Below are 26,170 nucleotides of genomic sequence, written 5' to 3' on the forward strand. Positions count from 1 at the left end.
GGTATATAGATGTTCGCGGTGTTGCAAATTCCTAGGCTGGCGCTGCAGGCGGTTTTGAGAGGGGATGTTGGCGGCGACCTTCGAGAGGATCGGGTTGAGGGGACGCGGGCTGAAGCTCCGCGCTACGGGGATCGGCTTGAGGGGCATTGCGGCGTGGCGCGAGCGCCAGCCCTACTGGTGGTAGTGGATGCGGAGGCGCGCAAGCCGGTGGTGCTGGAGATGACCGAGGGGGCGGAGCGGGAGGGCGTGCATGCAGGGCTGTCGGTACCGCAGGCTTTGGCGCGTTGTCCGGGGCTGGTGGTGAGGCATCGCTCGCCGCAGGCGGAGGCGTCGCTGGAGGAGTTGTTGTTCGCCTTGGCCTATTCGCTGTCGCCGCGGGTGGAGCGGGAGGGCACGGGCGAGGTGCTGGTGGATTTGCGGGGGGCGAAGCTGGAGGAGTCGCTGCAGCGTTGCGAGCGGATCGTGGCGGAGCTGGCGGGACTGAGTGTGGGCGTGGGCGTCGGCGTGGCGGAGAGCTGCGTGGTGGCGGGGCTGGCGGCGAGAACGGTGTCTGAGACGGGAGGGGGAGTGTTGCTGGTGGGCTCTGCTTCTTGGCAGGGGGCTGCATGCGTTCGAAGTGTGGGCTTGGAAGCGTTCATGGATGAGATGCCGATTGGGAATGTCGGGGGCTCGGATCGCTTGTTGGATGTGTTGGGAAAGTGGGGGGTGCGGACGGTGTCGGCTTTTGCGAAGCTGAGGCGCTCGGCGGTGGGGGCGCGGCTGGGCGTGGAGGGTTTGACGCTTTGGGATCGGGTGACGGGGCGCGAGCAGCGGGTAGTGGCGTTGGCGGAGCTGCCGGCGGAGTTTGAGGAGTCTTGGGAATTTGAATACGACGTGGATTCGGTGGATCCGTTGTTGTTCTTGTTGAGGCGTTTCTTGGATACCTTGTGCGTGAGGATGCGGATGGCGCACAAGGTGGCGGCCTTTGCTCGGGTGGATTTGGGCTTGGCGTATGGGGAGCCGATCGTGGTGGAGCAGAAGCTGCCGGAGCCGACGGCGGATGGTGCGGCTTTGTTTTCGCTTTTGGCGTCGCGGCTGGAGGCGGTGGAAACGGATTCGCCGGTGGCGCGGATGGCCTTGTATTTGGAGGTGGTGGACTTCAAGCAGCGTCAGCTGGGCTTGTTCGAGAGCAGCTTGAAGAATCCGTATCGCTTTACCCAGACTTTGTCGCGGGTGGCGGGCATCGTAGGGGAGGACCGGGTGGGGCGTCCGGCGCTGGAGGAGGAGGGGCGTCCGGATGGAGTGCGGCTGGAACCGCTGCCGGCCTCGGTGCCGCCGGTGGGGGAGCTGGATTTGGGGCGGATGTTCGGTCTGCCGCTAAGGCGGTATCGGCCGGGGCTGAGGGCGTCGGTGGAGTTTCAGGGGCGTCAGCCGATCTGGATACAATGCGAAAAGGTGTCGGGCTTTGTGAAGGCGGCGCGGGGGCCATGGCTGCACTCCGGGCATTGGTGGGAAGAGGCGGGCAGTTGGAATCGCGTGGAGTGGGACGTGGAACTGAACAAGGGAGGCGTGTATCGGATTTGTAAGGACGAACAGGGATGGAGCGTGGATGGGGAGTATTGAGGCTGTGTTGTTTCTTGCCCGCAGATGGACGCAGATGGACGCAGATGATTTGGAGAGGATGAAGGATTGGATGGGTAATGTTGTTTTAACCGCAGGAGGCGCAGAAGTCACAAAGGGGGGGCTGCTTGTTTTGTGCTTTGGGTTTCTTTGTTTGTCGGAGTTTTGCATCTGGCTCCGTGTTCGCGAGCAAGGTCGCTCCTACCTGCTATGAGTGAGGGGTATGTGGAGTTGCATGGGCGGTCGGCGTTTTCGTTTTTGAGGGGGGCGTCGCAGCCGGACGAATTGGCGGAGGCTTGCGCGGATCGGGGCGTGGGGGCGATGGCTCTTTGCGATCGGGGCGGAGTTTATGGTTCGGCGCGCTTTCATGCGGCGTGCCGCGAGCTGGGCGTGAAGGGGATAGTGGGCTGCGAGCTTCCGATGGCGGATGGCACGGCTTTGCCGGTCATCGTTAAGTCGCGGGTGGGGTATCAGAATCTTTGTCGTTTGTTGACGGATACACATTTGGGCGATCTGGATGATCGGGTTGGTGCGGCGTGGCGCGAGCACCAGCCCTACAGGGATGGGCTTATTGAGGATCGGGTTGGGGGATCGCGTGACTCCAGCCGCCGCTCTTCGAGCTATGGCGGACTTGCGAAGCACGCTCCCACAAAAGGCTTGAAGAAGGGGGAGGGGCGTGTGGCTTGGGAGGACTTGGCCGGACGAGTCGAGGGACTGTTGGCTTTGACGGGGGACGAGGAAGGGGTGTTGCGTCCGTATTGGGAACGTGGAGACAGGGCAGGGATGTGGGAGCGAGTGACGGAGCTAAAGGGGCTGTTTGGGTCGGGGAACGTTTTCGTGGAGCTGCAGCGGCGGCATGAGCGGGGCGAGGATCGGCTAGTGGCGGGCTTGCGGGACCTGGCGGCGGCGGAGGGGGTGTCGGTGGTGGCCACGAACGGAGTGAGCTATGCGCGGCCGCAGGGACGGGCTTTGATGGATGTGTTTACCTGCTTGCGGGAGAAGGTGACCTTGGATGGGGCGGGGGGCTTGTTGAGTCGGAATGGCCAGCGTTTCGTGAAGGTGCCGGAGGCGATGCGGCATTTGTTTCGGGATATTCCGGAGGCTTTGGACAATACGTTGCGGATTGCGGAGCGGGTGGAGTTTGGCTTGGAGAACTTGGGTTACGAGTTTCCGAGCTATGACGTGCCGCGTGGTGAGTCGATGGATACGTTTTTGAGAAAGGTGGTTTGGGAGGGAGCCCGGAAGCGGTACCGCGGGGAGCCGAACGAGAAGACGCGGCGGCAGATGGAGCATGAGCTGGCGGTGATCGCGAAGCTGGGCTTTTCGGGCTACTTTTTGATCGTTTGGGATTTGGTGAACTTTTGTCGGGAGCAGGGGATCATGGCTCAGGGGCGGGGCAGCGCGGCGAATAGCGTGGTGTGCTTTTGTTTGGAGATCACGCCGGTGGATCCGGTGGGGGCGGGCTTGTTGTTCGAGCGGTTTTTGAACGAGGAGCGGCGGAGCTGGCCGGATATCGATATCGACTTGCCGAGCGGGGAGCGGCGGGAGCGGGTGATCCAGGAGGTGTATCGTCGCTACGGGCGGCATGGGGCGGCCATGACGGCGAACGTGATCACGTATCGGCGCAAGAGCGCGGCCCGGGAGGTGGGGAAGGTGCTGGGCTTCGAGGAGGAGTTCTTGGGGCGCTTTTCGTCGCTGTTTGGCAGCCATAACTCTGCGCATGGGGTGGACTTCGAGGAGCAGTTGGAGAAGTCGGGTATCGAGAAGGAGCATCCGCGGGCTCGGGCTTTGGCGAAGTTGAGCTCCCAGGTATTGGGCTTGCCGCGGCATTTGGGGCAGCATTCGGGGGGCATGGTTATTTGTCAGGGAGCGTTGGATACGGTGGTGCCGCTGGAGCCGGCGTCGATGCCGGGGAGGTCGGTGTGCCAGTGGGACAAGAACGATTGCGAGGATTTGGGGATCGTGAAGGTGGACTTGCTGGGACTGGGGATGATGGCGGTGTTGCAGGACACGATCGAGACCTTGAATCGGAAGGGCGTGGATATCGATATGGCTCGTATCCCGAAGGATGATACGGCGACCTTTGAGATGATGCAGCGGGCGGATACGGTGGGGGTCTTCCAAATCGAGAGTCGGGCCCAGATCGCGACCCTACCGCGCATGAAGCCGAAATGCTTTTATGACGTGGTGGTGGAGGTGGGGATCATTCGCCCGGGGCCGATCCAGGGGAAGATGGTGCATCCTTATTTGGAGCGGCGGGAGGATCCGAGCAAGATCGAGTACATCGACGAGCGTTTGGTGGAGGTGCTGGAGCGGACGCTGGGGGTGGCGCTTTTTCAGGAGCAGATCTTGAAGGTGGCGATGGTGATGGCGGGCTTCAGCGGGGCGGAGGCGGAGGAGCTGAGGCGGGCGGTGAGCACCTTTAGCACGAACGAGAAGCGGATGAACAAGGTGCTGGGGAAGCTGGTGAAGGCGATGCGGGATCGAGGCGTTGAGGAGCATAAGGTGAAGAGCGTGGTGCAATCGGTGTCGAGCTTCGCTCACTATGGGTTTCCGGAGAGCCATGCGATTTCGTTCGGTCTGCTCGCTTACGTGAGCACGTATTTGAAGTGTCACTACGCGGAGGAGTTTTATGTGGGGCTGCTGAATAATCAGCCGATGGGTTTCTATGCTCCGGCGACCTTGATCCAGGACGCGAAGCGGCGGGGGATTCGGGTGAGGGCGGTTTGCGTGATGGAGTCGCGCTGGGAGTGTGTTGCCGCCGCTGGTGCGGCGAAGGGTGAAATTGGAAGAGTGAAGAGTGAAGGGCTGAGTGCCCACGAAGGACACGAAGATTCACGAAGGGGAGATGATAGGGATCGGGTTGGGGTGTCTGCTGGGACGGCGGACGCTACCGGTCTAGGGGAGATTCGCTTGGGGCTGGTGATGGTGAAGGGGCTTTCGCGGGAAAAGGGGAAGGCGTTGGTGGCGGAGCGAGACAAGCGGCCGTTTCGCTCGCTGAAGGATTTTCGCTTTCGGACGAAGTTCAATAAGGAGGAGTTGCGGCAGCTGGCTTCGATCGGGGCCTTGAATTGCTTTTGCGGGGATCGGCGCAAGGCGTTGTGGGAGGTTGAGTCGTTGTTGGACGAGGATGACTTGTTCGCGTTCGTGGAGGAACCGGAGGATGAGCTGAGCCCGCTGGAGGTGATGACGCATCTGGAGCGTTTGCAGGCTGACTACGCGGGGGTGGGCGTGACGGTGGGCAAGCATCCGATGGCGTCGCTGCGCAGCGAGTTGGCCGGCGTGTGGCGCGCTTGCGATTTGGATACGACCCCGAATGGAAGTCGGGTGAAGGTGGCGGGGCAGGTGATTTGCCGTCAGCGGCCGGGCACGGCGAAGGGCTTCGTGTTTATCTCGATGGAGGACGAAACGGGCATTTCGAACTCGATCGTGTTGCCGCAGCTTTTCGAGAAGTATCGCCTGACGATTACGCAGGAGAAGTTTTTAGTGATCTCGGGCGCGCTGCAGCGACACAAGGGGGTGACGCATGTGAAGGCGGATCGGATCGAGGCCTTGGTGGCCGGGGACACTCCGGCGGCGCGGAGCTATGATTTTCACTAGAGGGGGGTGAGGGGGGGGTGCCCACGAAGGGCACGAAGGGAGCACGAAGTGTGGCGTTCGGTTTTTTTGCCCTGCAGATTACTCAGATTGTTGGGTGGATCTGGGGGAGTAGGGAGAACGCTGCAATGCGGCGTGGCGCGAGTGCCAGCCCTATGGAATGGCTGGGTGATCCTGCAGCGTGGTCGCGGGCTTCCACCTTCGCCAAGGCTTCGGCGGACATGAAAGCTCAGCGCTACGGGGACTTACTTGGTGGCTTGGTAGAGGACGTAGGCGGCTCGTTTGGCGCCTTCGTGGACTTTGGCGGGGATGGCTTTGACTTGGAAGCCGGCTTGCTTGAGGCGGAGGGCGAACTTTTCGTCGGGGCCGGCAGACCAGAAGATGGCGGAGCCGCCGGGCTTGAGCACGGACTTGATGGTGCGGACTCCGGATTTTGAATACAGGTTGGCATTGCCTTTTTGCACCATGGCGACGGGGCCGTTGTCGATGTCGAGCAGGATGCAGTCGTAGCTTTCGGGCTCGGCTTTGCGGAGGACGACGGTGGCGTCGGCGACTTGGAGCTGCACGCGGGGGTCGTCGATGCACTTGCCGTTGAGCTCTTGCAGGTGTTCGCGGTTCCAGTCGATGACTTCGGGGGCGAGCTCGAGCACTTCGAGGGTGGCGTCGGGCCCGCAGTGGGCGAGGGCTTGCTGGAGGGTGAAGCCGAGGCCGAGGCCGCCGATGAGCATGCGGCTGGGCTGGTCTTTGGGAAGGGATTCGCCGCCGAGCTTGCCGAGGAGCTTTTCTGAGGCGGAGGCCTTGGAGTGCATGAGCTCTTGGCCGCTGAAGTTGATGGAGTAGGCTCCGTCTTGCTCGTAGAGGGCGAGGATGCCTCCGGTGGCGGGATGGGTTTCGGCGAGTTTGTTGCGTGGCTTCAAGTGTTTTGGTTCCGGGTGCTGGGTTCTGGGCGCTGAGTTTCGGAACTTGGGATGGACGCAGATGGGGAGGGATTTGGCGAGGGTTTGTTTTTTGAGCCTGCAATGCGGCGTGGCGCGAGTGTTTAGCCCTACGGATCAAGGCTCGGTTTGGGATCTTGCAATGCGGTCGCTGGCTGAAGCGCAGCGCTACGGGATCGGGTTGTGGGATAGCGTGGCCCAGCCGTCGCTCTTCGAGCTATGGCGGACTTGCGAAGCACGCTCCTACGTCTCTGCTTAGAGGGTGACGGGTTTGCCGTCTTGGCGGGCGGAGGTGTAGATGGCTTCGATGAGGGCGATGGCGCGGCGGGATTCGGGGCCGTCGAGGGTGGGCTCGCGTCCCTCTGTAAGGGCCGCGGTGAATTCTTGGAAGTTACGCAGGTGCTGGCGGTAGTCGATGGAGCCGGGATCGGCCGCTCCGGCTCCGCCTTTGGGAGCGTTGGCTCCATATTTGGCGAGGATTTCTGCGTCTTCGGGGAGTTCTGTTTCGAAGTCCCAGACGGTGAGGGTTTCGTCGGTGAGGAAGATGGAACCGGTGGAGCCGCAGAGTTGGACTTGGGCGGGGTGTCCGGTTTTTGAATACGCGGTGGTGGTGCCTTCGATGGTGCCGAGGGCGCCGTTCTTGAACTTGAGGGTGGCGACGGCGAGGTCTTCGACTTCGATGCCTTGGTGGGTGGCGGTCTTCATGTAGGCGGAGACGGATTCGACGTCGCCGGCGAAATGGAGCAGCATGTCGATGGTGTGGATCGACTGGTTCATGAGGGCTCCGCCGCCGGAGAGGGACCAGATGCGGCGCCAGATGTCGGCGTCGTAGTACTCTTGGGTGCGGAACCACTTGATGTAGGCGGAGGCGAGGGTCAGCTGGCCGAGGCGTCCGGCGTCGACGGCTTTTTTGGTGGCTTCGACGGCGGGGGTGAAGCGGCGGGGGAAGATGCCGCAGATCTTGACGCCGTGCTTTTGGCAGGCGGCGAGGGCGGCGTCGGTGCGGGCGACGGTGGCTTCGATGGGCTTCTCGCAGAGGATGTGCTTGCCGGCTGCGGCTGCGGCTTCGATGGGCTCGAGGTGGTAGCCGCTGGGGGTGGCGATGGCGACGATGTCGAGCTCGGGGTTGGCGAGGAAGTCGTCGTAGTTTGAATACGCGTCGCAGGGATGCTGGGTGGCGAAGGCGTCGGCCTTGTCTTGGGAGCGGCTGTAGCAGGCGACGAGTTTGGCGTCGGCCATGTCGGCGATGGCTTTGGCGTGGAACTGGGCGATCATGCCGAGTCCGACGATTCCTATTCCGTAGGGTTGGGATGCTTTTTCTTTAACCACAGATTTCTCGGATGTTGAGGGATGTTGGGTGATCGGGTTGTCGTTTGCTTGGCGCGGCGTGGCCCGAGGGCCAGCACTATGGATCGGGCTGGCGCGGTCGCTGGCTAACGCTCAGCGCTACGGTTTTTGTTTTTTAGGTAGAAGTGGCCGATGACGATGGCGATGCCGAAGCTGATGAGGAAGACCTTGCCGATGGGGAAGCCGCTGAGGCTTTTGCTCCAGGCTGTGGCGACGGAGGCGGCGCCGGTGACTACGAGGCTGGTGCCCATGAGGATATTCCAGATGAGGCGGGCCCGGCCGGTGGGGCGGGCGTCGCCGAGCAGCTTTTTGGAGTTCATCATGAGGAAGAAGGCGAGGAAGGCGACGGGGAGCAGGGTGTATCCAAATACTGAGGTCGGCACCGCGAGGTAGGCTTTGGACGTTCCGCTCCAGAGGAAGGGCCAGAGGATGCCGACGGCCCCGGCGAGGGTGCCGAGCTTGTGGTGGATGCCGCCGTGGGGGAATTTGAACATCTCGCAGATGACGAAGCCGGAGATGAGCATGAGGATGGAGATGGTGGAGAGGGCCATGGCGAAGACGCCGAAGCCGAAGACGATGTGGGCCATGGTGGGGCCGACGAGGGGCTCGAGGGCGGTGGCGAATTGCATGTTGCTGCGGTTGAGCAGCATGGCGGCGATTTGCAGCTCGCCGTTTTCGATGGGGGCGGCTGCGAGCTCGCCGGTGGAGCGGGCGTCGAGCATGCCTTGGATCTGGGCGGCCTGGCCGGCGAGGGCGGCGTCTTGGGTGATGGCGAGGGAGCCGTTTTCTTCGACGAGCACGCCTTCGTAGGGTTGGGCGTGGAAGAGGGCGCCGGAGGCGATGACGATACAGGCGGTGGCGATGAGGAAGGGCACGACCATGCCGGTGGAGAGGTCGAAGATGGCGAGGCCGCGGTGGGTCTTGCCCCAGCCCTTGGCTCGCATTGAGAAGGGGAGGAGGAAGGTCATGTTGATGCCGACGGCGGCGGAGGCGGCGGCGACGATGACGTCGCGTTGCTTGGAGAGGACGGTGTCGGTCCAGAATTGTTGGGCGGCGGGGTTGGCGATGCTGTCGATGAATTCGCGGTAGCCGGCGCTGGGCTCGAAGATGAGGGAGGGGTTGGGGATGAAGCCGAGGAGGATTTCGCCGAGCGGCAGGCCGTCTTCGGCGAGGGCGAGCTTGATGGCGACTCCGATGAAGGAGAAGACGATGATGCCGACGATGACTTTGAGGATGGTCTCGTAGATTCGGATGCCGATGCCTTTGCCGCCGTAGAGGAAGGTGACTCCGACCACGGGCAGGAGGAGGACGATGGAGAAGAGGAGCTTGGTGCTGGTGGCTTCGGCGTTGCCGATGAGTCCGGGGGCGATGTTCTCGGTGATGGCGCCGTAGGCGAGGGAGAACTGGGGAAGGGCCCAGACCATGTTGGCGGCGAGGGTGGCGAGGATCCAGCCCCAGGCGAGCACGGGGTTGATCTGGGTGCGCATGCCGTGGAAGACGCTGTCCTTGATGGAGAGGGAGACGTAGCTGATGGCGGCCAGCATGATGACGCCCATGGCGAGGGCGCACCACTGGACCCAAAGCATGGAGTAGCCGCCGACCACGCCGAGGAAGAGGGCTCCGGCGAGGGAGCCGCCGCCGAGGGTGATGGCGCTTTGCAGCCAGCCGGGGCCGGAGAGGCTGAGGTAGGTCTTGAGAGTGGCGAGGGTGCCTTGGGCTTGGGCGTCGGCGATGCGCTGGGCGGTGTTGTCAGGATCGTGGGTCATGGGGAGAGGGGGTGCTGTTTGGGGGTTGATGCCGCTCCTCGATCGGGGTGGGCGGCTTGGGTAGGTGGTTCTCGTTTCGGCTTAAAAAAGGAGAACAGCTGCCGCTTGGCAACTGTTTGTTTAGTTTCTATACTTATTAGTGGCGCAGAGGGATTGAGGTTCCAGGTTTTTGGGCTGACGGCTGCGGGCGGGGTGGAAGCCCACCCTACTGCCTTGAAAAGGCCCTTAGTGTTACGACGTGCACCTTTGCTTGTAATGGGTGGTGCGAATGGAGGGCGCTGCTAATCGGAGTCGCCCAGGGTTTTGCGGTACTGCCTGGGGGACTCTTTCTCGAACTTTTTCCAGGCGCGGCTGAAGGAGGCCATGGACTGGAAGCCGCACTCGAAGGCGGCTTCCGTTATCGAGCGATTGGGGTTCCAGAGCAGCTTCTTGCATTGCTGGACGCGAAGGCGGGAAAGGTATTCGGCGAAACCAATTCCTACCGTTTCCTTGAAGCGTTTGCTAAAGTGGAAGGGGCTAATGCCAGCTGCGTTTGCCACTTCGTGCAGGGTGATGGCCTGCTGGTAATTTTCCGCCAGATACGCTTTTGCTTTGCGGATGGCGATGGGCTCTTGGTTGTCCAGCTCGGTGAGGATACGTTCGCTGGCGATAGAGAGCTGACGGGCGTAGTTTTTAAGTAGCGTGGTCATGGCCCGGTACTTTTCGGGCGGCACGATCGGGGTGGAAAAATAGGCTTTTTCGAGAGCTGCGACCTCCTGTTCGGGTTTGTGCTCGCTCAGTTTTGACATGGCCCGGCGAAAATTGTCGCGACTGGGTTCTTTGACCATGACCTGTCCCGTTTTGAGGAAAGCGAACAGTTGGTTGCCCGCTTTGACCGGAACCATGGTCTCACAGAGTCCCGCGAAGCACTCGAAAGTGCGGGGTGCGTCCCCGAAAGCGCTGGAGACGGCGTTAACGCTTTCGGGGGACTTTTCGGTGAGCGTGGTCCCACTGGCGGCGCTTTGTTCGTGGGAGTCGGATTCGTCGATGCCCATTTCTCTTTCGATTCCACGGTGGAGGGCTTGGCAGGTGCTGCAGCTGTGGCCTGCCTTGTTCATCAGGGAGCAGAAGCTGGTGCGGCTCTGATGTTTGGAACAGAGGGCGAGGGTGAGCCGACTGGCCGGCTCAAGCGTTAAGGGCAGCCCCGTCGCGTCCTGAAAGGCGGTTTCGTATTCCCGGTAGTCTTCGGTGCTCATGAGCTTGGAGATCACGGTTTCGAAGTAGGCGGCATTTTCGAGGGTGAAGGGCATTCTTGACGAAAAATAGGGGAAAAGGCGGAGATTCGCAACGAGTGAGGTACAGTTCGCAATTAGCGAGGAGAACTAATCTTGTGCTTGTGGTAAATTAGTAATCGTTATGAAAAAGACCCCTTACCTCGTTTCACTCACCCTAGGGCTCGTCGTTTCGGCGGGAACCCTATTCGGCACTAACGGTATGAATATGGAGGGGTACGGCGCGAGATCAACAGCTCTCGGCGGAGCGGGTGCCGCCATTGATACCGGAACGGCTGCGCCGGTCAATAACCCTGCAACTCTTTTATTGCAGAAGCGAGATGCTCGTTTGGATCTGGCCTTGGGGCGCTTGGGACCGGATGTTTCGGCAGCAATGTCCGGCTTCGGTTCGGTAGACTCGGCTGCAGATGCGTTTTATATGCCGGCTTTGGGATACACCCGACGCAATGGTAAACAAGTCTACGGAGTTGCTCTTTATGGCCAAGGCGGAATGGGAACCGAGTACACGGGCAGTTCTTTTCTCGGGTTGGGCCGCGGTCTCGACAACATGACTGAAGTATCGGTGGGGCGTTTGATGATTCCCTACGCGTATCAGGTCAATGAGCACGTGGCGGTTGGTGGTTCTGTCGATTTTGTTTGGGCAGGGATGGATCTCTGCATGGCGATGTCGGGACAGCAACTCATGGACTTGGCGAATCCGATGAGTCAGATTTCGGGAAAAGCGTCGGGCTCTTTGCTTCAAGCAATGGAAGGAGCGATGCCGGAATTCGCGTACTTCGATTTCGCAAATGGAAACCCCTACTTTGGCGAAGCCAAGGGAGAAGGGTACGCAGCAAACCTGGGAGTGCTCTATGAAGTGAATCCGGAACTGCGAATTGGTGCAGTTTACCACTCGTCCACTAAGCTGAGCGATTTGACCACCAGCGATGCAAGGGTATCGGTCGGCGCCACGAGCCCCATGGGTTACATGGAAATGGGCTTGGTGGGAGACGTTGCAATCAGTGACTTTCAATGGCCCGCAACCTATGCGGTCGGCGTGATGTATCGTCCTGCCAACAGTTGGAGCGTGGTCGCCGATGTGAAGCAAGTGGAATGGTCCTCTGTTATGGATTCGTTCCGCATGAGCTTCGTCGCCAACGATGCGGCTAGCAACGGACCTATGGCGGGGATGAATTTGAACGCGGAACTGTATCAACGCTGGCATGACCAAACGGTTTACTCGATAGGCCTTGAGTATGCACCGCGCGAGTATAGCGCATTTCGGATCGGCTTTAATCATGCGTCTAGCCCAATCCCTACGCGCTACTTGAATCCGCTATTCCCCGCGACCGTGGAAGACCACATCACTTTCGGGGCAGAACATAAGGCAGGTCGCAAGGGGACCTTCAGCTGGTCAGCCTCGCTGGGTCTTAAGAATAAGGTTACGAACGAGGCCTTCGGAGTCGTTTCCAGCCACGAGCAACTGAACTTCCAAATCATGTATTCGAAGTTCTGGGGAGAGTAGGAACTACAGGAAATATCGTTTGAAAAAGGAGAATGGAACGATGAAGAAACTTTTAATACTAGGAGCTGGCACAGCTGGCACGATCATTGCCAACAAGATGGCACGTAAACTGCCTGCGAAGGAGTGGAGTATTCAGATTGTGGATCAAGATCCGCTACACTACTATCAACCAGGGTTTCTCTTCATGCCTTTTGGCGTGTATTCGGAAAAGGATGTCGTGAAGCCGAAGTCCCGCTTTCTGTCGCAGAAGGTCGACTTGGTGATGGGAGCGATTGACCGTATCGACCCTGAGGCCAACAAGGTCCTGCTCGAGGGCGGATCGAAACTTGACTACGATTTGCTCGTTGTCGCCACAGGTGCGACTCCACGTCCTGAAGAAACGGAGGGGATGGAAGGAGAGGATTGGGGGCGTGACGTCCATGAATTCTATACCTTCGAAGGAGCGGGAAAGTTGGCCCGTCGTTTAAAGCACTGGCGGGGCGGACGCTTGGTAATAAACGTTGCGGAAATGCCAATCAAGTGTCCGGTCGCTCCGCTGGAGTTTGCTTTCCTTGCCGATTGGTGGTTGAGCAAAAACGGATTGCGCGACAAGACGGAGGTCCAGTACGTGACGCCACTTTCGGGTGCGTTTACAAAGCCTGTCGCCACTGAGCGACTACAGCATATGCTCTCCGATCGGCGCATCCACGTGGAAACGGATTTTGCGATCGGGTCGGTGGATAATTCGAACAAGCGCATCGTGTCTTGGGATGATCGTACCGTGGGTTACGATTTACTGGTCACGGTTCCAACTAACATGGGAAGCGATGCGATCGAGCGTTCCGGATTGGGCGACGAGTTGAATTTCGTTCCAACCAATAAGGAGACGCTGCAAGCAGAAGCCTACGAGAATATCTTCGTGATCGGAGATGCTGCCGATGTACCTGCTTCCAAGGCAGGTTCGGTAGCCCATTTCGAAGCGGAGATCCTCGAGGAAAACCTACTCGCTGCAGCCGCAGGAAAGGATCTCGAAGCAAGGTTCGATGGGCACTCCAACTGCTTTGTCGAGACGGGCTTTGGCAAGGGGATGCTGATCGATTTCAATTACGAAACCGAGCCGCTTCCCGGTACCTTTCCGTTCGCGAAGGTCGGCCCCATGCCTCTGTTGGCCGAGTCGCGAATGAACCACTGGGGGAAGTTGATGTTCCGCCACGTTTACTGGCACGCCCTGCTCAAAGGGTGGCCATTGGGATTTGGTTCGGCGATGTCCCTGAAGGGGAAACGCGTCGACCTGCTTAAGCAACCAGAACTAGCCCACGTGGGCTGAAAAGATAACTGTATTTAAACCGCAATTACACGAACCGTATAAAGATGAAAGAAAGAGAAGTAGCAGGAAAGGTCGTCGCCTTTGACGATGAAAATTTCATGGTAAATTACAAAGACTGGGACCTTGATGTGGCGACAGCCTTGGCAGAGGAGGAGGGACTCCAATCGCTGAATGACAGGCACTTTACGGTGTTGGAATTTCTGCGTAGGACCTATGAAGAAAAGGGTACGGGTCCGACCATTCGTCGACTGACCAAGGAAAGCGGCGTTCCCACGAAGGAGTTGTACGCTCTATTCCCTGGAGCTCCAGCGAAGAAGGCTGCCCGTATCGCTGGGATTCCCAAGCCAAAAGGCTGTATTTAACGATAACGATTAACTGGAGAGCTGAAAAATGAGTACTGCAATTTTGGAAGAAGAAAACGCCTTGAAGACCAAGGCCTCCGAGCCGGTAAAACGTGTATCCATAATCATATCCAAGGGGACGCTTGATGGTGTTTATCCCGGGCTGATCATGGCGAATGGTGCCCGCATGGAAGGGATCGAAGCGACTGTCTTTTTCACCTTCTTCGGGATGAACGCCATCTTGAAAAAGAAGATGGATAAGCTGAAGGTCGCAACGGTAGGGAATCCTGCCATGGGAATGCCCACTTTGCTTGGGGCTATACCGGGCATGTCCTCCTTCGCGACTCATATGATGAAGAAGGAAATGGATAGGCTGGATATACCGCCAGTCAGCGAGTTCATAGAAATGATCGAGGATGCGGGGGGGGAGATCTATGGCTGTAAGGCGGCCTTCGAAATGTTTCACCTGAAGGAGGAAGACCTCTGTGCGCAGGTTAAGGAAATCATTACGGTGGGTGATTTCTATGAAAAGAGCGCAGGGGCTCAGATAATCTTCACCTGATTGGAGCCAAGGGTATCGTTATCGTTTGCAAACGGGGCTATTGGTATGGCCCCGTTTCTTCGTATTTTAACAGACTGTCCAATTGTTCCCGTTTCTACGGGAACTCGCGCTCTTCGGTCCAAAATCTCGTTTTGCTCCTTCGAAACCGACCGATGGGACAACCGATAGGGTTGAATGCCGCTTTGGGTTACCGATGGATGGGGAGTTCGATGCGCATGGTGGTCCCGGTGGGGCCGGTCTTGGATACGGAGATGTCGCCGTGGTGGCTGCGGAGGATGCGCTTGACGATGGAGAGGCCGAGGCCGGTGCCTTCGGGTTTGTCGGTGAGGAAGGAGTCGAAGACGCGTTCGACGAGGTTTGCGGGGATGCCGGTGCCGGTGTCTTCTATGAAGAGGACGGCGTGCTTGCCTTTGTCGGTGGTTTCGGCGCGGGTGGAGATGGTGAGGCGTCCGCCGTCAGGCATGGCGTCGGAGGCGTTTATGATGAGGTTGAGCAGGACTTGCTGGAGCTGGCCTTTGTTGCCGTTGACTTTGAGGCGGCTGTCGGCGGGCTGGTGCTCGAGGTCGATCTTGAGCTGGCGCATCTTGTGGCGGACGAGCAGGCAGGTGTCGGCTACGAGTTCGTCGATGTTCCATATGGTGAAGATGCCTTCGGGGGCTTTGCCGAAGGAGAGCACTTTGGAGACGATCTCTTCGAGCTGGTTGAACTTTTCCTTGATGACTTGTTTGTCTTTGTGGCGGGGGTCGCTCTCGGGGTAGTCGAGGCCGAGGGAACCGAAGAGGAGCTTGATGACGGTGAGGGGGTTGCGGATCTCGTGGGCGATTTCGGCGGAGAGGAGGCCGAGGGTGGTGAGGCGCTCGGACTTGCGGAGGCGTTCTTCGGAATTGAAGACGCGGGTGTAGAGCTCGGCGTTTTGGGCGGCCACGGCGGCGAGGTCTGCGAAGGCTTGCAGGAGGCGTCGTTCGCTGTTGGGGAAGCGGTGTCTTACTTTCGTGAATACGTTGAGGATGCCGGTGACCTTGCCTTCGTAGATCATGGGGGTAGAGAGGCAGGAGGTGACTTCGGAGTCGACGGGTACGTCCTTGAGGTCGAGGTAATCGGGGGTGGTGATGTTGGTGAATTCGACTTGCCGCTTGGTGCGGATGGCGGAACCGGCGAGGCTTTCGGAGAGGTCGAGTTCGCCGACTTGCTGGGTGTATTCGTTGTTGAGGGGGCGGGCGGTGAGGAGCTTGACCTTTTGGGTTTTGGAGTCGAAGAGCTGGAGGGTGCAGAGTCGGGCTCGGGTGAGCTCCATGGCCGCTTCGGTGACGGTTTCCCAGAGGGAGTGTGTTTCGAAGTTGGATACGATGTTTTGGCCGACTTCGATGAGGGCGTTGAGCTGTTCGGACTGGTTGGCGAGCTGGCGGCGATGCCAGACGGATTGGAGGACTTGGGAGGATTCGTGGGCGAGGAGCACGAGCTGGTCGAGCTCGGCTTGGGTGAAGGCGTTGACCTTGTCGCGGCTGACGCTGAGGACTCCGATGATGTGGCCGTTGGAGATCATGGGGGCGATGATCTTGGAGCGGACGCCTTCGCAGAGCTTGACGTAGCGGGGGTCGTTTAGGACGTCGCTGCAGAGCATGGGATCGCCGTTGAAGGCGACGCGGCCTTCGAGCCCTTTGCCTGGGTGGATGGAGAGCTCGCTGGTATTGGTAGGGTAGCCGAGGGCGTACTCGATCTCGAGCAGGCTTGTATTGGGATTTATGAGACTGATGGCGGTGGCGTGCGGAGCGTAGAGGCGCTGGAGTTCTCCGGTGATGACGGTGTAGGCGTCGCGGGGCGAGTAGGCTCCGCTGGCGGCTTGGCTGATGCGGTAGAGGGAGAGAAGGGTCTCGGGCTGTTCGGTAAGTGGCGTCACGGCGTGGGAAAGGGAGTGAAGTTTTTAAAGTGGTTGGGTGGCGAGCTTCTACCAGCTGACGGGGTCGAGGCGGTAGTAGTTTTTGAGTATCTTGTAGATCTCGGGGCGCTTGCGCTTGAGTTGCTTAGGCTTCTCGAAGAAGGCTTCGGTGGAGACGGCGAAGAATTCTGCGTAGTTGGTGGCTCCGTAGTGGTCGAGCACGCTGCGGCGCCCCTTGGTGGCTTTCTTGACCTGGATTTCGTATTCCTTGGTGAATACCTGGGACCAAGCGGTGAAGGCTGATTGTGATTGGAAAATGGGTACGCCGTCCCCGACTCCGTCTTCTTGGTCGAGCTGGTGGGCGAATTCGTGCAGGGCGACGTTGCGGCCGTCGTGGATGTTGATGGCCCCGCGTTTCGTGGAGTCCCAGGCAAGGATGACGGTGCCGGTGGTCCAAGACTCGCCGAGGCGGTAGGTGGGGTTGTCGGGATCGAAATTGGGAGCTCGCGGGGAGTCGGTGAAGGCGGAGGGGTAGATGATGACGTTTTTGAGGCGGGGGTAGCGCTTGTCTTCGCGGCCGACGGTGAGCAGGCAGGCTTGGGCGGCGACGGTGACGCGGATTTCGTCGGTGATCTGGACGCCGCCTTGTCCCTCGAAGCTGACTTCGGCGAGGAAGAGCTTGATGTTGGTTTCGAGGCGTTGGCGAAAGTGTGAGGGGAGTTTGGATACGAGGGGTACGTTGCTCAGGAGGATGGCGTTCCAGGTGTCGGGAAAGTCGGCGGTGACGACGGCTTGCTTCTTGGCTCGGTAGCGTCGGGCGAAAAGGTATTGCCCGCCAAAGAGGAGGGCGGGGATGCCGAGGAAGACAAAGAGGAGGACGTACGTGGAGGAGGTAATGGGTGTTGGCTTGTTGGTTCTGAGGATAGGAGGGAATCGCGGCGCAGGGCCGCTTCGCGTGCTTAGTCGATCTTGGTGTAGACGCCGCCGCCGAGGAGTTTGGGGCCGTCGTAGAGGGCGATGATTTGGCCGAGGGCGAGGGCGCGCTGGGGCTGGTCGAAGGTGATCTCGACTGTTTTTTCGTCGAGGCGTTTGTAGTGGACGGGGACGCGGGGGTCGCGGTAGCGGACCTTGACCTCGAGGCGGCAGTCGTCGGCGGGAGGCTGGCCGGTGAAGCTGAGCTCGGAGACTTCGCAGCGGCTGGAGTAGAGGCCGGGCGCGGTGGGGGCTTCGAAGGAGACGAGCAGGGCGTTGCGTTGTATGTCTTTTCCGACTACGACGTAGAAGTTGTTGTCGGAGTTGGAGGGTACGCCGATGCCGCGGCGTTGGCCGATGGTGAAGTAGTGGAGGCCGGGGTGCTCGCCGAGCGTCTTGTCGTCGTCGGCGCGGATGATGGGGCCGGGGCGGTCGGGCACGTATTCGCGGAGGAAGTCGGACATCTTGATGTTGCCGATGAAGCAGATGCCTTGGGAGTCCTTTTTGGCGGCGTTGGGAAGCTGGTGCTTTTGGGCGAGCTCGCGGAGCTGGGGCTTGAGCAGGTGTCCGACGGGGAAGTGGGCGCGGGCGACCTGCTCGGGCCGCATCATGGCGAGGAAGTAGGTTTGGTCCTTGTTGGGGTCGGCTCCTTCGATGATGGAGCGGGGCTGGCCTTCGGTTTCGCGGATTTGGGCGTAGTGTCCGGTGGCGACTTCGTGGAATCCGTTTTCGAGGGCGTAGTCGAGGAAGACGCCGAACTTGATCTCGCGGTTGCACATGACGTCTGGGTTGGGCGTGATGCCGGACTGGTAGCCGGAGAGCAGGTAGTCGACGATGCGGGTGCGGTACTCGTGCATGAGGTTGACCACGCGGAAGGGGATGTCGAGGGCTTGGGCGACGGCGGAGGCGTCCTCGATGTCCTGCTGCCAGGGGCAGTCGCCGAGGATCTCGTCTTCGTTGATCCAGTTTTTCATGTAGGCGCCTTCGATGGCGTAGCCTTGCTCTTTGAGGAGCAGGGTGGCTACGGCGGAGTCGACGCCTCCGGACATGGCGACTAGGATCTTCTTCATGGCGGGGAGTGAAAGATGAAATGTGGAGGGTGAAAAGTGAAATGTGGGACGGGGGCGCTTGGGGCTGCCGGCGAGAGGGGGAGGCGGGCGAGGGGGAGGTTGATTTCGGGCTGGCGTTTTGCGCGTGGAAGCGCGAGTAAGGGTTTCCCCAATCTATTCTCTATGAAGAGCTTGATGACTGCTGAGACATTTACCGAAGGGCTGAAAGCGGCCTTGGGCGACCGCTTGTCGATGGTGGCCCTTTTTGGCTCGGCGGCGGTGGGGGATACGGCGGAGCGTTTCTCGGACGTGAACATTATGGTGGTGTGCACGCGCTTGGGGGTGGGGGAGCTGGACGCGATCGCGAAGCTGTCGCGGGAGTGGTCGAAGCTGGGCAATCCGCCGCCCTTGATGTTCGCCTTGGACCGGCTGATGAATTCGTCGCACGTTTTCCCGATCGAGCTTCTAGATATAAAGGAGAACCATCGGGTGCTGTTTGGCCGCGACGTCTTGCGGGACCTGCCGATCAGCCAGGCGAACTTGCGGTTTCAGTTGGAGCACGAGCTGAAGGGGAAGCTGATCCAGCTGCGGGAGGGGTACATGCTGGCGGCTCAGGACGGCGAGGCTTTGGTGGACCTGATGCTGCGTTCGCTTTCCAATTTCCAGATCATGCTGAAGGCGGCGCTACGCTTCTATGCGGTGAGCGTGCCGGCGAAGAAGCGGGAGGCGGTGCGGGAGCTTTCGCGGCACGTGCCTTACGACCTTTCGGTTTTCGAGGAGTTGCAGGGGATCAAGGAGGGGACGAGCTTGCCGCCGTTTAGTCGCGACGCGGCGCGGGAGTTGTTCGAGCGGTACTTGGAGGCGATCGAGCGTTCGGCGGATTTGATCGCGGCCTTGAGTCGCCGCGATTAGTTCGCTTCTTTTCTTTGGATCGAGTGGCTTTTTGCTGCATTCAGGTTAATTCTCGAACTTCCAGCCCGATTTTCTTGCTTTGGCGCGGATCGTGTTTGGTTGATGGTCCTCTCACCCACAGACATGTCACCCTCTCTCGAAAGTAGACACATACGAAAAGCTTACCTGACCTCGATTACCGGGGGCGTAGTGGAGCTAAACCGGGATTGGCGCGCGTTGCGTTTGCCTCCCATCAGCATGGAAGGGCATGCCTTTGCGCATTTGCAATTGCGCACTTTGCCGCCGATCGACTATGCGAAACGCAGCGGCTACTACGTGAGCAAGAGCGGTAAGGTTGTTTTCGTCTTCTATCCGCAGAAGTATTCGAAAATCGAGTACACGGGCGTTTCGGTCTACGTCGCCGGCAGCTTCAACGGCTGGCAGAGCGCGATCGGCGACCCGGAGTGGGAGCTCGTTCCGGAAACGATTGGCGGGAAGCGAGTGCTGATCTTGCGCAAGGAACTCGACATCTTCACTGGCGACACGGTGTGCCAGTTCAAGTTCGTGACGGATAAGCACCATTGGTTCTTGCCGGAGCAGGAGGCGCCGAACCTCGCCTCGGACGGGATGGGCAATGCGAACTACGTTTTCCAGCCGAAGCGCACGGGCAAGCATCGCCTCGCCTTCACGCTCAAGAAGCCGATCGAGTTTTCGAATACGAACGTGCTACTCTACCACACTCGCAAGGGAGTGGAGCGTACGGAGCTTTCCTTGGGCAAGTTTTTCCTGAGCCTCAAGTCGGACAAGCCCTTGGGGGCGGTCGTAGGCAAGAAGTCGGTGACGTTTCGCCTGTTCGCTCCGCGGGCGAAGTGGGTGAAGGTCGGCTTCTTCTCGGACCTCGACGAACCTAAGAAAGCGAACTGGCTGCTGATGAAGCGGGACAAGGATTTCGTTTGGGAGGCGACGGTCGACGAGGATCTGGCGGGGTACTACTATTGGTTCCGTCTCGACGGGCCCGACGAACATAACAGCCTCTTCGATCCGGACTTCAACGTGCTTGATCCCTACGCGAAGGCGACGGTCGGTCGCGAGGGGCCGGGGATCATCGTGGACGAGTCCGCCTACGGAAAGCCGGTTCGGACCTTTACTCCGCCGCAGTGGCAGAACCTCGTCTTGCTCGAGGGGCACGTGCGCGACTTCGTCGCCAAGCTGCCGGGGATCCAGCGCGACGACGAGCGTCCGCTCGGTTTCGCCGACCTGGCACGCTATGCGAGGCGGAAGGACTTTTATCCTAAGCGTCTCGGGGTGAATGCCATCGAGCTGCAGCCGATCCAGGAAAACGACAGCCAAAGCTACGGCGAGTACCATTGGGGCTACATGACGGCGAACTACTTCGCTCCGCATTCTGGATACGGGAGCGATCCGAAGAAGGGCTCGCAGGTACGTGAGTTCAGGGAGCTTGTGGATACCTTGCACGAGGAAGGTTTCGCGGTGATTCTCGATGTCGTTTACAATCACGTGGGCGAGCCGGCCCACCTGATGTTCGTGGACAAGCACTATTATTTCCATGCTTCTTCGGACGGAGAGCTGAGCAATTGGAGCGGCTGCGGCAACGACCTGCGCTGCGAGGCGCCGATGGCGAAGCGGCTGATCATCGACAGCTTGAAGCACCTGATGGAGTTCTACGGAGTCGACGGGTTCCGCTTCGACCTGGCGGACTTGGTTGGAAAGCCGGTGCTCAAGGAGGTGGAGAAGGAGCTCAAGAAGGTGCGTTCCGACGTGATCTTGATCGCGGAGCCATGGAGCTTTCGCGGGCACATCGGTCCGGATTTGCGAGACACTGGATTTGCGTCATGGAATGATGGATACCGCGAATTTCTCAAGGACTACGTTCGCTGCGAGGCCAGCGTGGATACGGCTCGCTATTTCATGGAAGGCTCGGTCGGGCACTATGCGACTTGGCCGTCGCAGACCGTTAACTACGTGGAGTCGCATGACGACCGGGTTTGGATCGACGACATCACCGAGCACGCGAACTTCGACGGCACCTTGCCGACCCAGCGCGACATCGCCCGCACGCGGATGATGGTTGCGATGCTGATGATGTCGGTCGGCATGCCGATGCTGCACTCCGGCATGGACTTTCTCGGCACCAAGAACGGGGTGCGCAACACCTACCAGGACGGGCCCCGCAACGCCCTCGACTACGAGCGGGCTTTGGAGTTTTCCTCCTGTTCCAAGTACTTTTCGGATTGGGTTGCCTTTCGGCTTTCGGAGAAGGGGGGCCTCTTGCGTCACTACAATCGTGCTCCGGATGGTTTCTTCGCCTTTCTGCCGGCGGAGAGCGGCAATGCCTTCGCGTGCGTCTACAACGCTTCCGGCGAGTGGGGAGGGCGCAAGTTGCTCTTCGGCGCGAACCCTGGCCTCGGAGCGGTGCAGATTCCGCTCGGCGACTGGGGAGGGAAGGCTTGGCGGCAGATCGCCGACCACGAGCGTTTCCTCGAGCCGAAAGATCGCGCTTGGGCTAATCGTCCGGATAAGACCCTCTTTTTGCCTCGCTTGGCCTGCGGGCTTTGGGAGCTTGCGTAGGGGTGGCTCCCCTCGTGGCGCGGCTCAAAATCGAGCACTATAACTTCTTGATTTTCTCATAGGGGTGTCATGTACTCCCGCCTCGCGTGGCATTTTTGCCATGCGAACTCACTCAATACGTCAATATCGCAACACATAGATTACCATGGCTGTAAAAGTAGCTATCAATGGTTTCGGTCGTATCGGCCGCCTAGTATTCCGCGCGCTCGTGGACCAGGGCCTTCTCGGGTCTGAAGTCGACGTCGTCGCTGTAAACGACCTCGTTCCAGCGTCCAACCTCGCGTACCTCCTCAAGTATGACTCCACCCAGGGTCGTTTCAACGGTACCGTTGAGGCTGAAGGTGACGACACGCTCGTGGTCAACGGCCACAAGATCAAGTGCCTCGCGCTTCGCGAAATTCCAGCCAACCTTCCTTGGGCAGAGAACAACATCGATATCGTTATCGAGTCCACTGGTCTCTGGGTACAGGACGAGAAGGCTCAAGGCCACATCGACGCCGGCGCGAAGAAGGTTATCATCTCCGCTCCTGGTAAGGGCAACGTTAAGACTGTCGTACTCGGCGTTAACGACGACACGCTCACTGCGGAAGACACTTTGATCTCCAACGCGTCTTGCACGACTAACTGCTTGGCTCCGATCACCAAGGTCATCCTCGACAACTTCGGCATCGAAGAAGGTTTGATGACAACCGTTCACAGCTACACTGCTACGCAGAAGACTGTCGATGGCCCATCTCCTAAGGACATGAAGGGTGGACGCGCTGCGGCGATGAACATCATCCCCTCGACTACTGGCGCTGCCAAGGCTGTTGGCCTCGTGCTTCCAGAAGTTGCTGGCAAGCTCACTGGCATGGCGTTCCGCGTTCCGACTCCAACCGTTTCCGCGGTAGACCTCACGGTTAAGACTGTAAAGTCTACTTCCTACGAGGAAATCTGCCAAAAGATGAAGGAAGCTTCCGAGTCCGGTCCTCTCAAGGGAATCCTCGAGTACACCGAAGACGAAGTTGCATCTTCCGACTTCATCCACTGCCCAGCGTCCTCTATCTTCGACGCAGGTTCCGGCATGGGTCTCAACGACAAGTTCTTCAAGCTCGTTAGCTGGTACGACAACGAATGGGGTTACTCCAACCGCGTCGTTGACCTTCTCAAGAAGGTCGCCGCTCTCTAATCGAGTGAAGGCTTAGAACTTTTCAGCCCTTTGCTTGCGCCCGTAACTGCGCGGGCAAGGGGCTTTTCTATTTCCAGGGCTTGTATTCGCCGCAACCGCAGGCGAGGGCCCGCAAAGCATCCGAAATTTGGACGCCTCCGCAGAGGTCGTCCCACCTCCTTTTTATTCAAAGCTATGGCTACAAAGACCATCGAAGACATCGACCTCAAGGGTAAGAAAGCGCTCATCCGCGTGGACTTCAACGTACCGATCAAGGACGGCGAAGTCACTGACAAGACCCGTATCCTCGGCGCCTTGCCGACCATCAAGCACGTCATCGCCCAAGGCGGTACCGCAGTGCTCCTCAGCCACCTCGGTCGCCCCAAGGGAGAAGTGAACCCCAAGTTCACGCTCGAGCCAGTCGCCAAGGCCCTGGCCGCAGAGCTGGGTCAAGCGGTCGTTTTCGTTCCCGAGTCTCGCGGCGAAGTCGCCGAAAAGGCAGTTGCCGCCCTGGAGCCCGGGTCCGTGGCGCTTTTGGAAAACGTGCGTTTCCACGCTGGCGAGGAGAAGAACGACCCCGAGCTTTCCAAGGCTTTCGCCAAGCTCGGCGACGTGTACATCAACGACGCCTTCGGCACCGCTCACCGCGCCCACTCTTCGACGGCTGGCATCGCGGAGTTCCTCAAGCCGGCGGTTTGCGGATTCCTGATCCAGAAGGAGCTCGAATTCCTTGGCGACAAGACCGCCAACGCGGAGCGTCCTTTCACCGTGATCCTCGGTGGAGCGAAGGTATCCGACAAGCTCAAGGTCATCGACGCTCTGCTCGAGAAGGCCGACACTATCCTGATCGGCGGAGCGATGGCTTATACTTTCGCCCTTGCCAACGGCAAGACGGTAGGGGACAGCCTCAAGGAGGAGTCCATGGTCGAGATGACTGCGGAACTGCAGAAGAAGGCGGCTGCCAAGGGCGTGAAGCTCCTGCTCCCAGTGGACAACATTACGGTCGATTCCTTCGATTTCGGCGCCATGAAGGCCGGTAACCTCGGTACTTCCGACGAGAACGGCAACATCCCCGACGGTTGGGAAGGCGTGGACATCGGTCCCAAGACCGTAGAGCTCTACTGCGCGGAAGTGGCCAAGTCCAAGACGGTTCTCTGGAACGGTCCGATGGGAATTTTCGAGAGCGACGACTGCAACAAGGGTACCTTCGCGGTGGCCAAGGCGATCGCAGAAAACAAGGACGCGACCACTATCATCGGTGGCGGGGATTCCGTCACGGCGATCAACATGTCCGGCTACGGCGACCAAGTTTCCTTCAAGAGCACCGGCGGCGGAGCGAGCCTCGAGTTCCTCGAGGGCAAGGTGCTTCCCGGCGTGGACGCTCTCGACAAGAAGTAGTCGCCGTCCGCGAATCTCAGAAAGTCAGAAATTTAAAACTCAAATCTAACAAACATGTCCCGCAAATATCTCATCGCAGGTAACTGGAAAATGAACAAGAACCCGGCCGACGGCGCGGATCTCGCGAAGGAAATCGCGGCATTCGTTTCCAAGGACGAGTCTGTGGAAGTGGTCATCTGCCCTACGGCGGTGGCGCTTGATCGCGTTTCGACCGCTATCGAAGGATCTGCCGTAAAGCTCGGCGCTCAAAACCTCTACCCGAAGGCCAGCGGCGCCTACACTGGAGAAATCTCCGCTGAGATGATCCGCGCTGTATTCGGCAAGTACGTGATCCTCGGTCACAGCGAGCGTCGCGAGTACTTCAAGGAGTCTGACGCTTTCGTTAACGAAAAGGTTAAGTTTGCTCTGGAGAACAACCTCAACCCGATCCTCTGCATTGGCGAAACCCTCGAGCAGCGCGAAGCGGACGAAACGCTTGAAGTGAACAAGACTCAGCTGCTGGGCGGCCTCGAAGGCGTATCCGCCGAGGATATGCCGAAGGTCGTGATCGCTTACGAACCTGTTTGGGCGATCGGTACCGGCAAGACTGCTACTCCGGAAATGGCTCAGGAAGTTCACGCGGCGATCCGCGGAGAGCTCGCAGCCAAGTATGGCGAAGCGGTTGCCGAAAAGGTCCGCATCCTCTACGGCGGTTCCATGAAGCCAGCCAACGCGGACGAGCTTCTCGCCCAAAAGGACATCGACGGCGGCCTCATCGGCGGCGCGGCTCTCGATGCGAAGTCCTTCTTGGACCTGATCGCTTCTGCTCGCAAGGCAGACTAGTCGGTCCCGGATCAACGGAATTATTTGGTGGAAACGCTCTCGGCTGCCTAGCCGGGAGCGTTTTTGTTTTTCTAGCGGAGCTGACGCCTTGCGTCTAGGCCTGGCCTTGCCGGTTCCCGGAGCCTCGCGTTTCAGCTGGCGACCGTTGGGGCGAGATCCGTACTGGGCAGGGTAGCGCGGCGTCCCGCGGAGGGGATGTCCAGGATTTGGATACAAAAAAGCCGAGAGCTTTTCCAGTTCTCGGCGGATGGACTGCGGCTAGCTCTTGCGGCGAGTGCGGACTCGGGGCCAGCTGCGCAGGAGCTGGTCCTTGATAATGGAGGCGGTGATGGGCTTCTCGAGGTAGCCGTTCATGCCGACGCGGCGGCACTTGAGGCGCGTTTCAGGAGAGACGTTTGCGGTGACGGCGATGATCTCGGTTTTGCGTTCGCTGTCGGACTCCGCCTCGCGGATGGCTTGGGTGGTCTCTAGCCCGTCCATGTAGGGCATGTCGAGGTCCATGAAGATATAGTCGTAGTCGCCGCTCTGATACATCTTGAGGGCGTCCTCTCCGTTCTCCGCTTCGACGCAGGTGTAGCCCAGCTTTTGCAGGATGATGCGGATGATCTTACGGTTGATCTCGTTGTCGTCGGCCACGAGGATCTTGAGCGGTCGCCGCTCCGCGAAATTTTCGTCGAGGGCTTTGCTTGCGGCGGCGGGCTTGCGCGCGGTGCGGAGCTCCATGCCAGGGAGCTGGGCGCTCAATGCTTCGAGTTGGTCGCCAGTGAACAGCAGCTCCTGCGTGCTGGTTGCAGGAGGGGCACTGGTCCAAAATTCAAGCTGTCCTGGCGTGCTGCGTTTGCGCATTGGGTGTTTAAAGTCCGAAACGTGTCAAAAATTCTTCATTTTGCAAGTTTTACCGGCTCGGCCCTGAGTCCTCGGGCAGGGAAAGGCTTAGGGGACAAGGGGAAATTGGGGCTGGCGGGAGGACGGTGTCCTCGGCTGGGACTTGTTTGCGGGACGTGTGAAGGCGATGAAGAAGGGGCCTTCAAGGGGCGCGAAAAATGTGGCAAAAAAGTTCGAAACCGCACTTGACTTGGAAAGGGCGCTTCCTACTTTCAGCGTCTCTTTCACGCCACGGGGTAGTAGCTCAGTTGGTTAGAGCGCCTGCCTGTCACGCAGGAGGCCGCGGGTTCGAGTCCCGTCTATCCCGCCACCG

The 26,170-nt window shown here is 59.5% G+C and carries 19 protein-coding genes and 1 tRNA gene; 12 read left to right on the plus strand and 8 right to left on the minus strand.

What is annotated here, in order from left to right; all coding sequences use genetic code 11:
• Positions 1-9 precede the first annotated feature (9 nt).
• Complete coding sequence (locus QEH57_RS23320) at positions 10-1,602, plus strand: hypothetical protein (protein WP_309009214.1); 1,593 nt, start codon at positions 10-12, stop codon at positions 1,600-1,602.
• A gap of 207 nt (positions 1,603-1,809) precedes the next feature.
• Positions 1,810-5,199, plus strand: coding sequence for an error-prone DNA polymerase (locus QEH57_RS23325; protein ID WP_309009215.1), 3,390 nt, complete (start codon positions 1,810-1,812; stop codon positions 5,197-5,199).
• A gap of 242 nt (positions 5,200-5,441) precedes the next feature.
• On the opposite strand, the gene QEH57_RS23330 is transcribed toward QEH57_RS23325, so the two are convergent.
• The 4 genes from QEH57_RS23330 to QEH57_RS23345 form a co-directional block, all read right to left on the minus strand.
• Positions 5,442-6,113: a spermine synthase gene (locus tag QEH57_RS23330; protein WP_309009216.1), complete on the minus strand. Its 672-nt coding sequence runs from the start codon at positions 6,111-6,113 to the stop codon at positions 5,442-5,444.
• Between the two features lie 273 nt (positions 6,114-6,386).
• The gene (locus QEH57_RS23335; protein ID WP_309009217.1) at positions 6,387-7,460 is read right to left on the minus strand and encodes a Gfo/Idh/MocA family oxidoreductase; all 1,074 of its coding nucleotides are present in this window, start codon (positions 7,458-7,460) and stop codon (positions 6,387-6,389) included.
• A 104-nt stretch (positions 7,461-7,564) separates the two neighbouring features.
• Complete coding sequence (locus QEH57_RS23340) at positions 7,565-9,244, minus strand: divalent metal cation transporter (RefSeq protein ID WP_309009218.1); 1,680 nt, start codon at positions 9,242-9,244, stop codon at positions 7,565-7,567.
• Between the two features lie 281 nt (positions 9,245-9,525).
• On the minus strand, positions 9,526-10,533 hold the full coding sequence (locus QEH57_RS23345) for a helix-turn-helix domain-containing protein (RefSeq protein ID WP_309009219.1): 1,008 nt from the start codon (positions 10,531-10,533) through the stop codon (positions 9,526-9,528).
• 106 nt (positions 10,534-10,639) lie between these two features.
• Here QEH57_RS23345 and QEH57_RS23350 point away from each other — a divergent pair, with 106 nt between their 5' ends.
• Genes QEH57_RS23350 through QEH57_RS23365 form a run of 4 tightly spaced genes read left to right on the plus strand, consistent with a single transcriptional unit; the run spans position 10,640 to position 14,228 of the window.
• Positions 10,640-12,019 (plus strand): outer membrane protein transport protein, encoded by a 1,380-nt coding sequence (locus QEH57_RS23350; RefSeq protein WP_309009220.1) that lies wholly within the window; start codon positions 10,640-10,642, stop codon positions 12,017-12,019.
• A 40-nt stretch (positions 12,020-12,059) separates the two neighbouring features.
• Positions 12,060-13,325: an FAD/NAD(P)-binding oxidoreductase gene (locus tag QEH57_RS23355; protein WP_309009221.1), complete on the plus strand. Its 1,266-nt coding sequence runs from the start codon at positions 12,060-12,062 to the stop codon at positions 13,323-13,325.
• 44 nt (positions 13,326-13,369) lie between these two features.
• On the plus strand, positions 13,370-13,687 hold the full coding sequence (locus QEH57_RS23360; protein WP_309009222.1) for a TusE/DsrC/DsvC family sulfur relay protein: 318 nt from the start codon (positions 13,370-13,372) through the stop codon (positions 13,685-13,687).
• Positions 13,688-13,715: 28 nt separating this feature from the next.
• Positions 13,716-14,228, plus strand: a complete 513-nt coding sequence (locus QEH57_RS23365; RefSeq protein WP_309009223.1) for a DsrE/DsrF/DrsH-like family protein — start codon at positions 13,716-13,718, stop codon at positions 14,226-14,228.
• A 187-nt stretch (positions 14,229-14,415) separates the two neighbouring features.
• On the opposite strand, the gene QEH57_RS23370 is transcribed toward QEH57_RS23365, so the two are convergent.
• Genes QEH57_RS23370 through mnmA form a run of 3 tightly spaced genes read right to left on the minus strand, consistent with a single transcriptional unit; the run spans position 14,416 to position 18,146 of the window.
• A complete protein-coding gene (locus QEH57_RS23370; RefSeq protein ID WP_309009224.1) occupies positions 14,416-16,125 on the minus strand; it encodes a GAF domain-containing protein in 1,710 nt (569 codons plus the stop codon).
• Between the two features lie 48 nt (positions 16,126-16,173).
• Positions 16,174-17,028, minus strand: a complete 855-nt coding sequence (locus QEH57_RS23375; protein WP_309009232.1) for a zinc-dependent peptidase — start codon at positions 17,026-17,028, stop codon at positions 16,174-16,176.
• 35 nt (positions 17,029-17,063) lie between these two features.
• Positions 17,064-18,146, minus strand: a complete 1,083-nt coding sequence (mnmA, locus tag QEH57_RS23380; protein ID WP_309009225.1) for a tRNA 2-thiouridine(34) synthase MnmA — start codon at positions 18,144-18,146, stop codon at positions 17,064-17,066.
• 174 nt (positions 18,147-18,320) lie between these two features.
• On the opposite strand from mnmA, the gene QEH57_RS23385 reads away from it, so the two are divergent.
• The 5 genes from QEH57_RS23385 to tpiA all read left to right on the plus strand — a co-directional run bounded on the left by QEH57_RS23385 (position 18,321) and on the right by tpiA (position 24,972).
• Positions 18,321-19,037, plus strand: coding sequence for a hypothetical protein (locus tag QEH57_RS23385; RefSeq protein WP_309009226.1), 717 nt, complete (start codon positions 18,321-18,323; stop codon positions 19,035-19,037).
• A 123-nt stretch (positions 19,038-19,160) separates the two neighbouring features.
• Positions 19,161-21,605 carry an alpha-amylase family glycosyl hydrolase gene (locus QEH57_RS23390; RefSeq protein ID WP_309009227.1) on the plus strand — a complete coding sequence of 815 codons (2,445 nt, stop codon included), beginning with the start codon at positions 19,161-19,163 and terminating at the stop codon, positions 21,603-21,605.
• A 145-nt stretch (positions 21,606-21,750) separates the two neighbouring features.
• Positions 21,751-22,773 carry a type I glyceraldehyde-3-phosphate dehydrogenase gene (gene gap / locus QEH57_RS23395; RefSeq protein ID WP_309009228.1) on the plus strand — a complete coding sequence of 341 codons (1,023 nt, stop codon included), beginning with the start codon at positions 21,751-21,753 and terminating at the stop codon, positions 22,771-22,773.
• A gap of 174 nt (positions 22,774-22,947) precedes the next feature.
• Positions 22,948-24,150 carry a phosphoglycerate kinase gene (locus QEH57_RS23400; RefSeq protein WP_309009229.1) on the plus strand — a complete coding sequence of 401 codons (1,203 nt, stop codon included), beginning with the start codon at positions 22,948-22,950 and terminating at the stop codon, positions 24,148-24,150.
• Positions 24,151-24,204: 54 nt separating this feature from the next.
• Complete coding sequence (tpiA, locus tag QEH57_RS23405) at positions 24,205-24,972, plus strand: triose-phosphate isomerase (protein ID WP_309009230.1); 768 nt, start codon at positions 24,205-24,207, stop codon at positions 24,970-24,972.
• 258 nt (positions 24,973-25,230) lie between these two features.
• Here tpiA and QEH57_RS23410 read toward each other — a convergent pair whose 3' ends face one another.
• Positions 25,231-25,818: a response regulator gene (locus QEH57_RS23410; RefSeq protein ID WP_309009231.1), complete on the minus strand. Its 588-nt coding sequence runs from the start codon at positions 25,816-25,818 to the stop codon at positions 25,231-25,233.
• A 272-nt stretch (positions 25,819-26,090) separates the two neighbouring features.
• Between QEH57_RS23410 and QEH57_RS23415 the strand changes: the two genes are divergently transcribed.
• A tRNA-Asp gene (locus QEH57_RS23415) sits at positions 26,091-26,167 on the plus strand.
• Positions 26,168-26,170 lie beyond the last annotated feature (3 nt).

This window comes from Pelagicoccus sp. SDUM812005 (assembly GCF_031127875.1).
Lineage (GTDB): Bacteria > Verrucomicrobiota > Verrucomicrobiia > Opitutales > Opitutaceae > Pelagicoccus.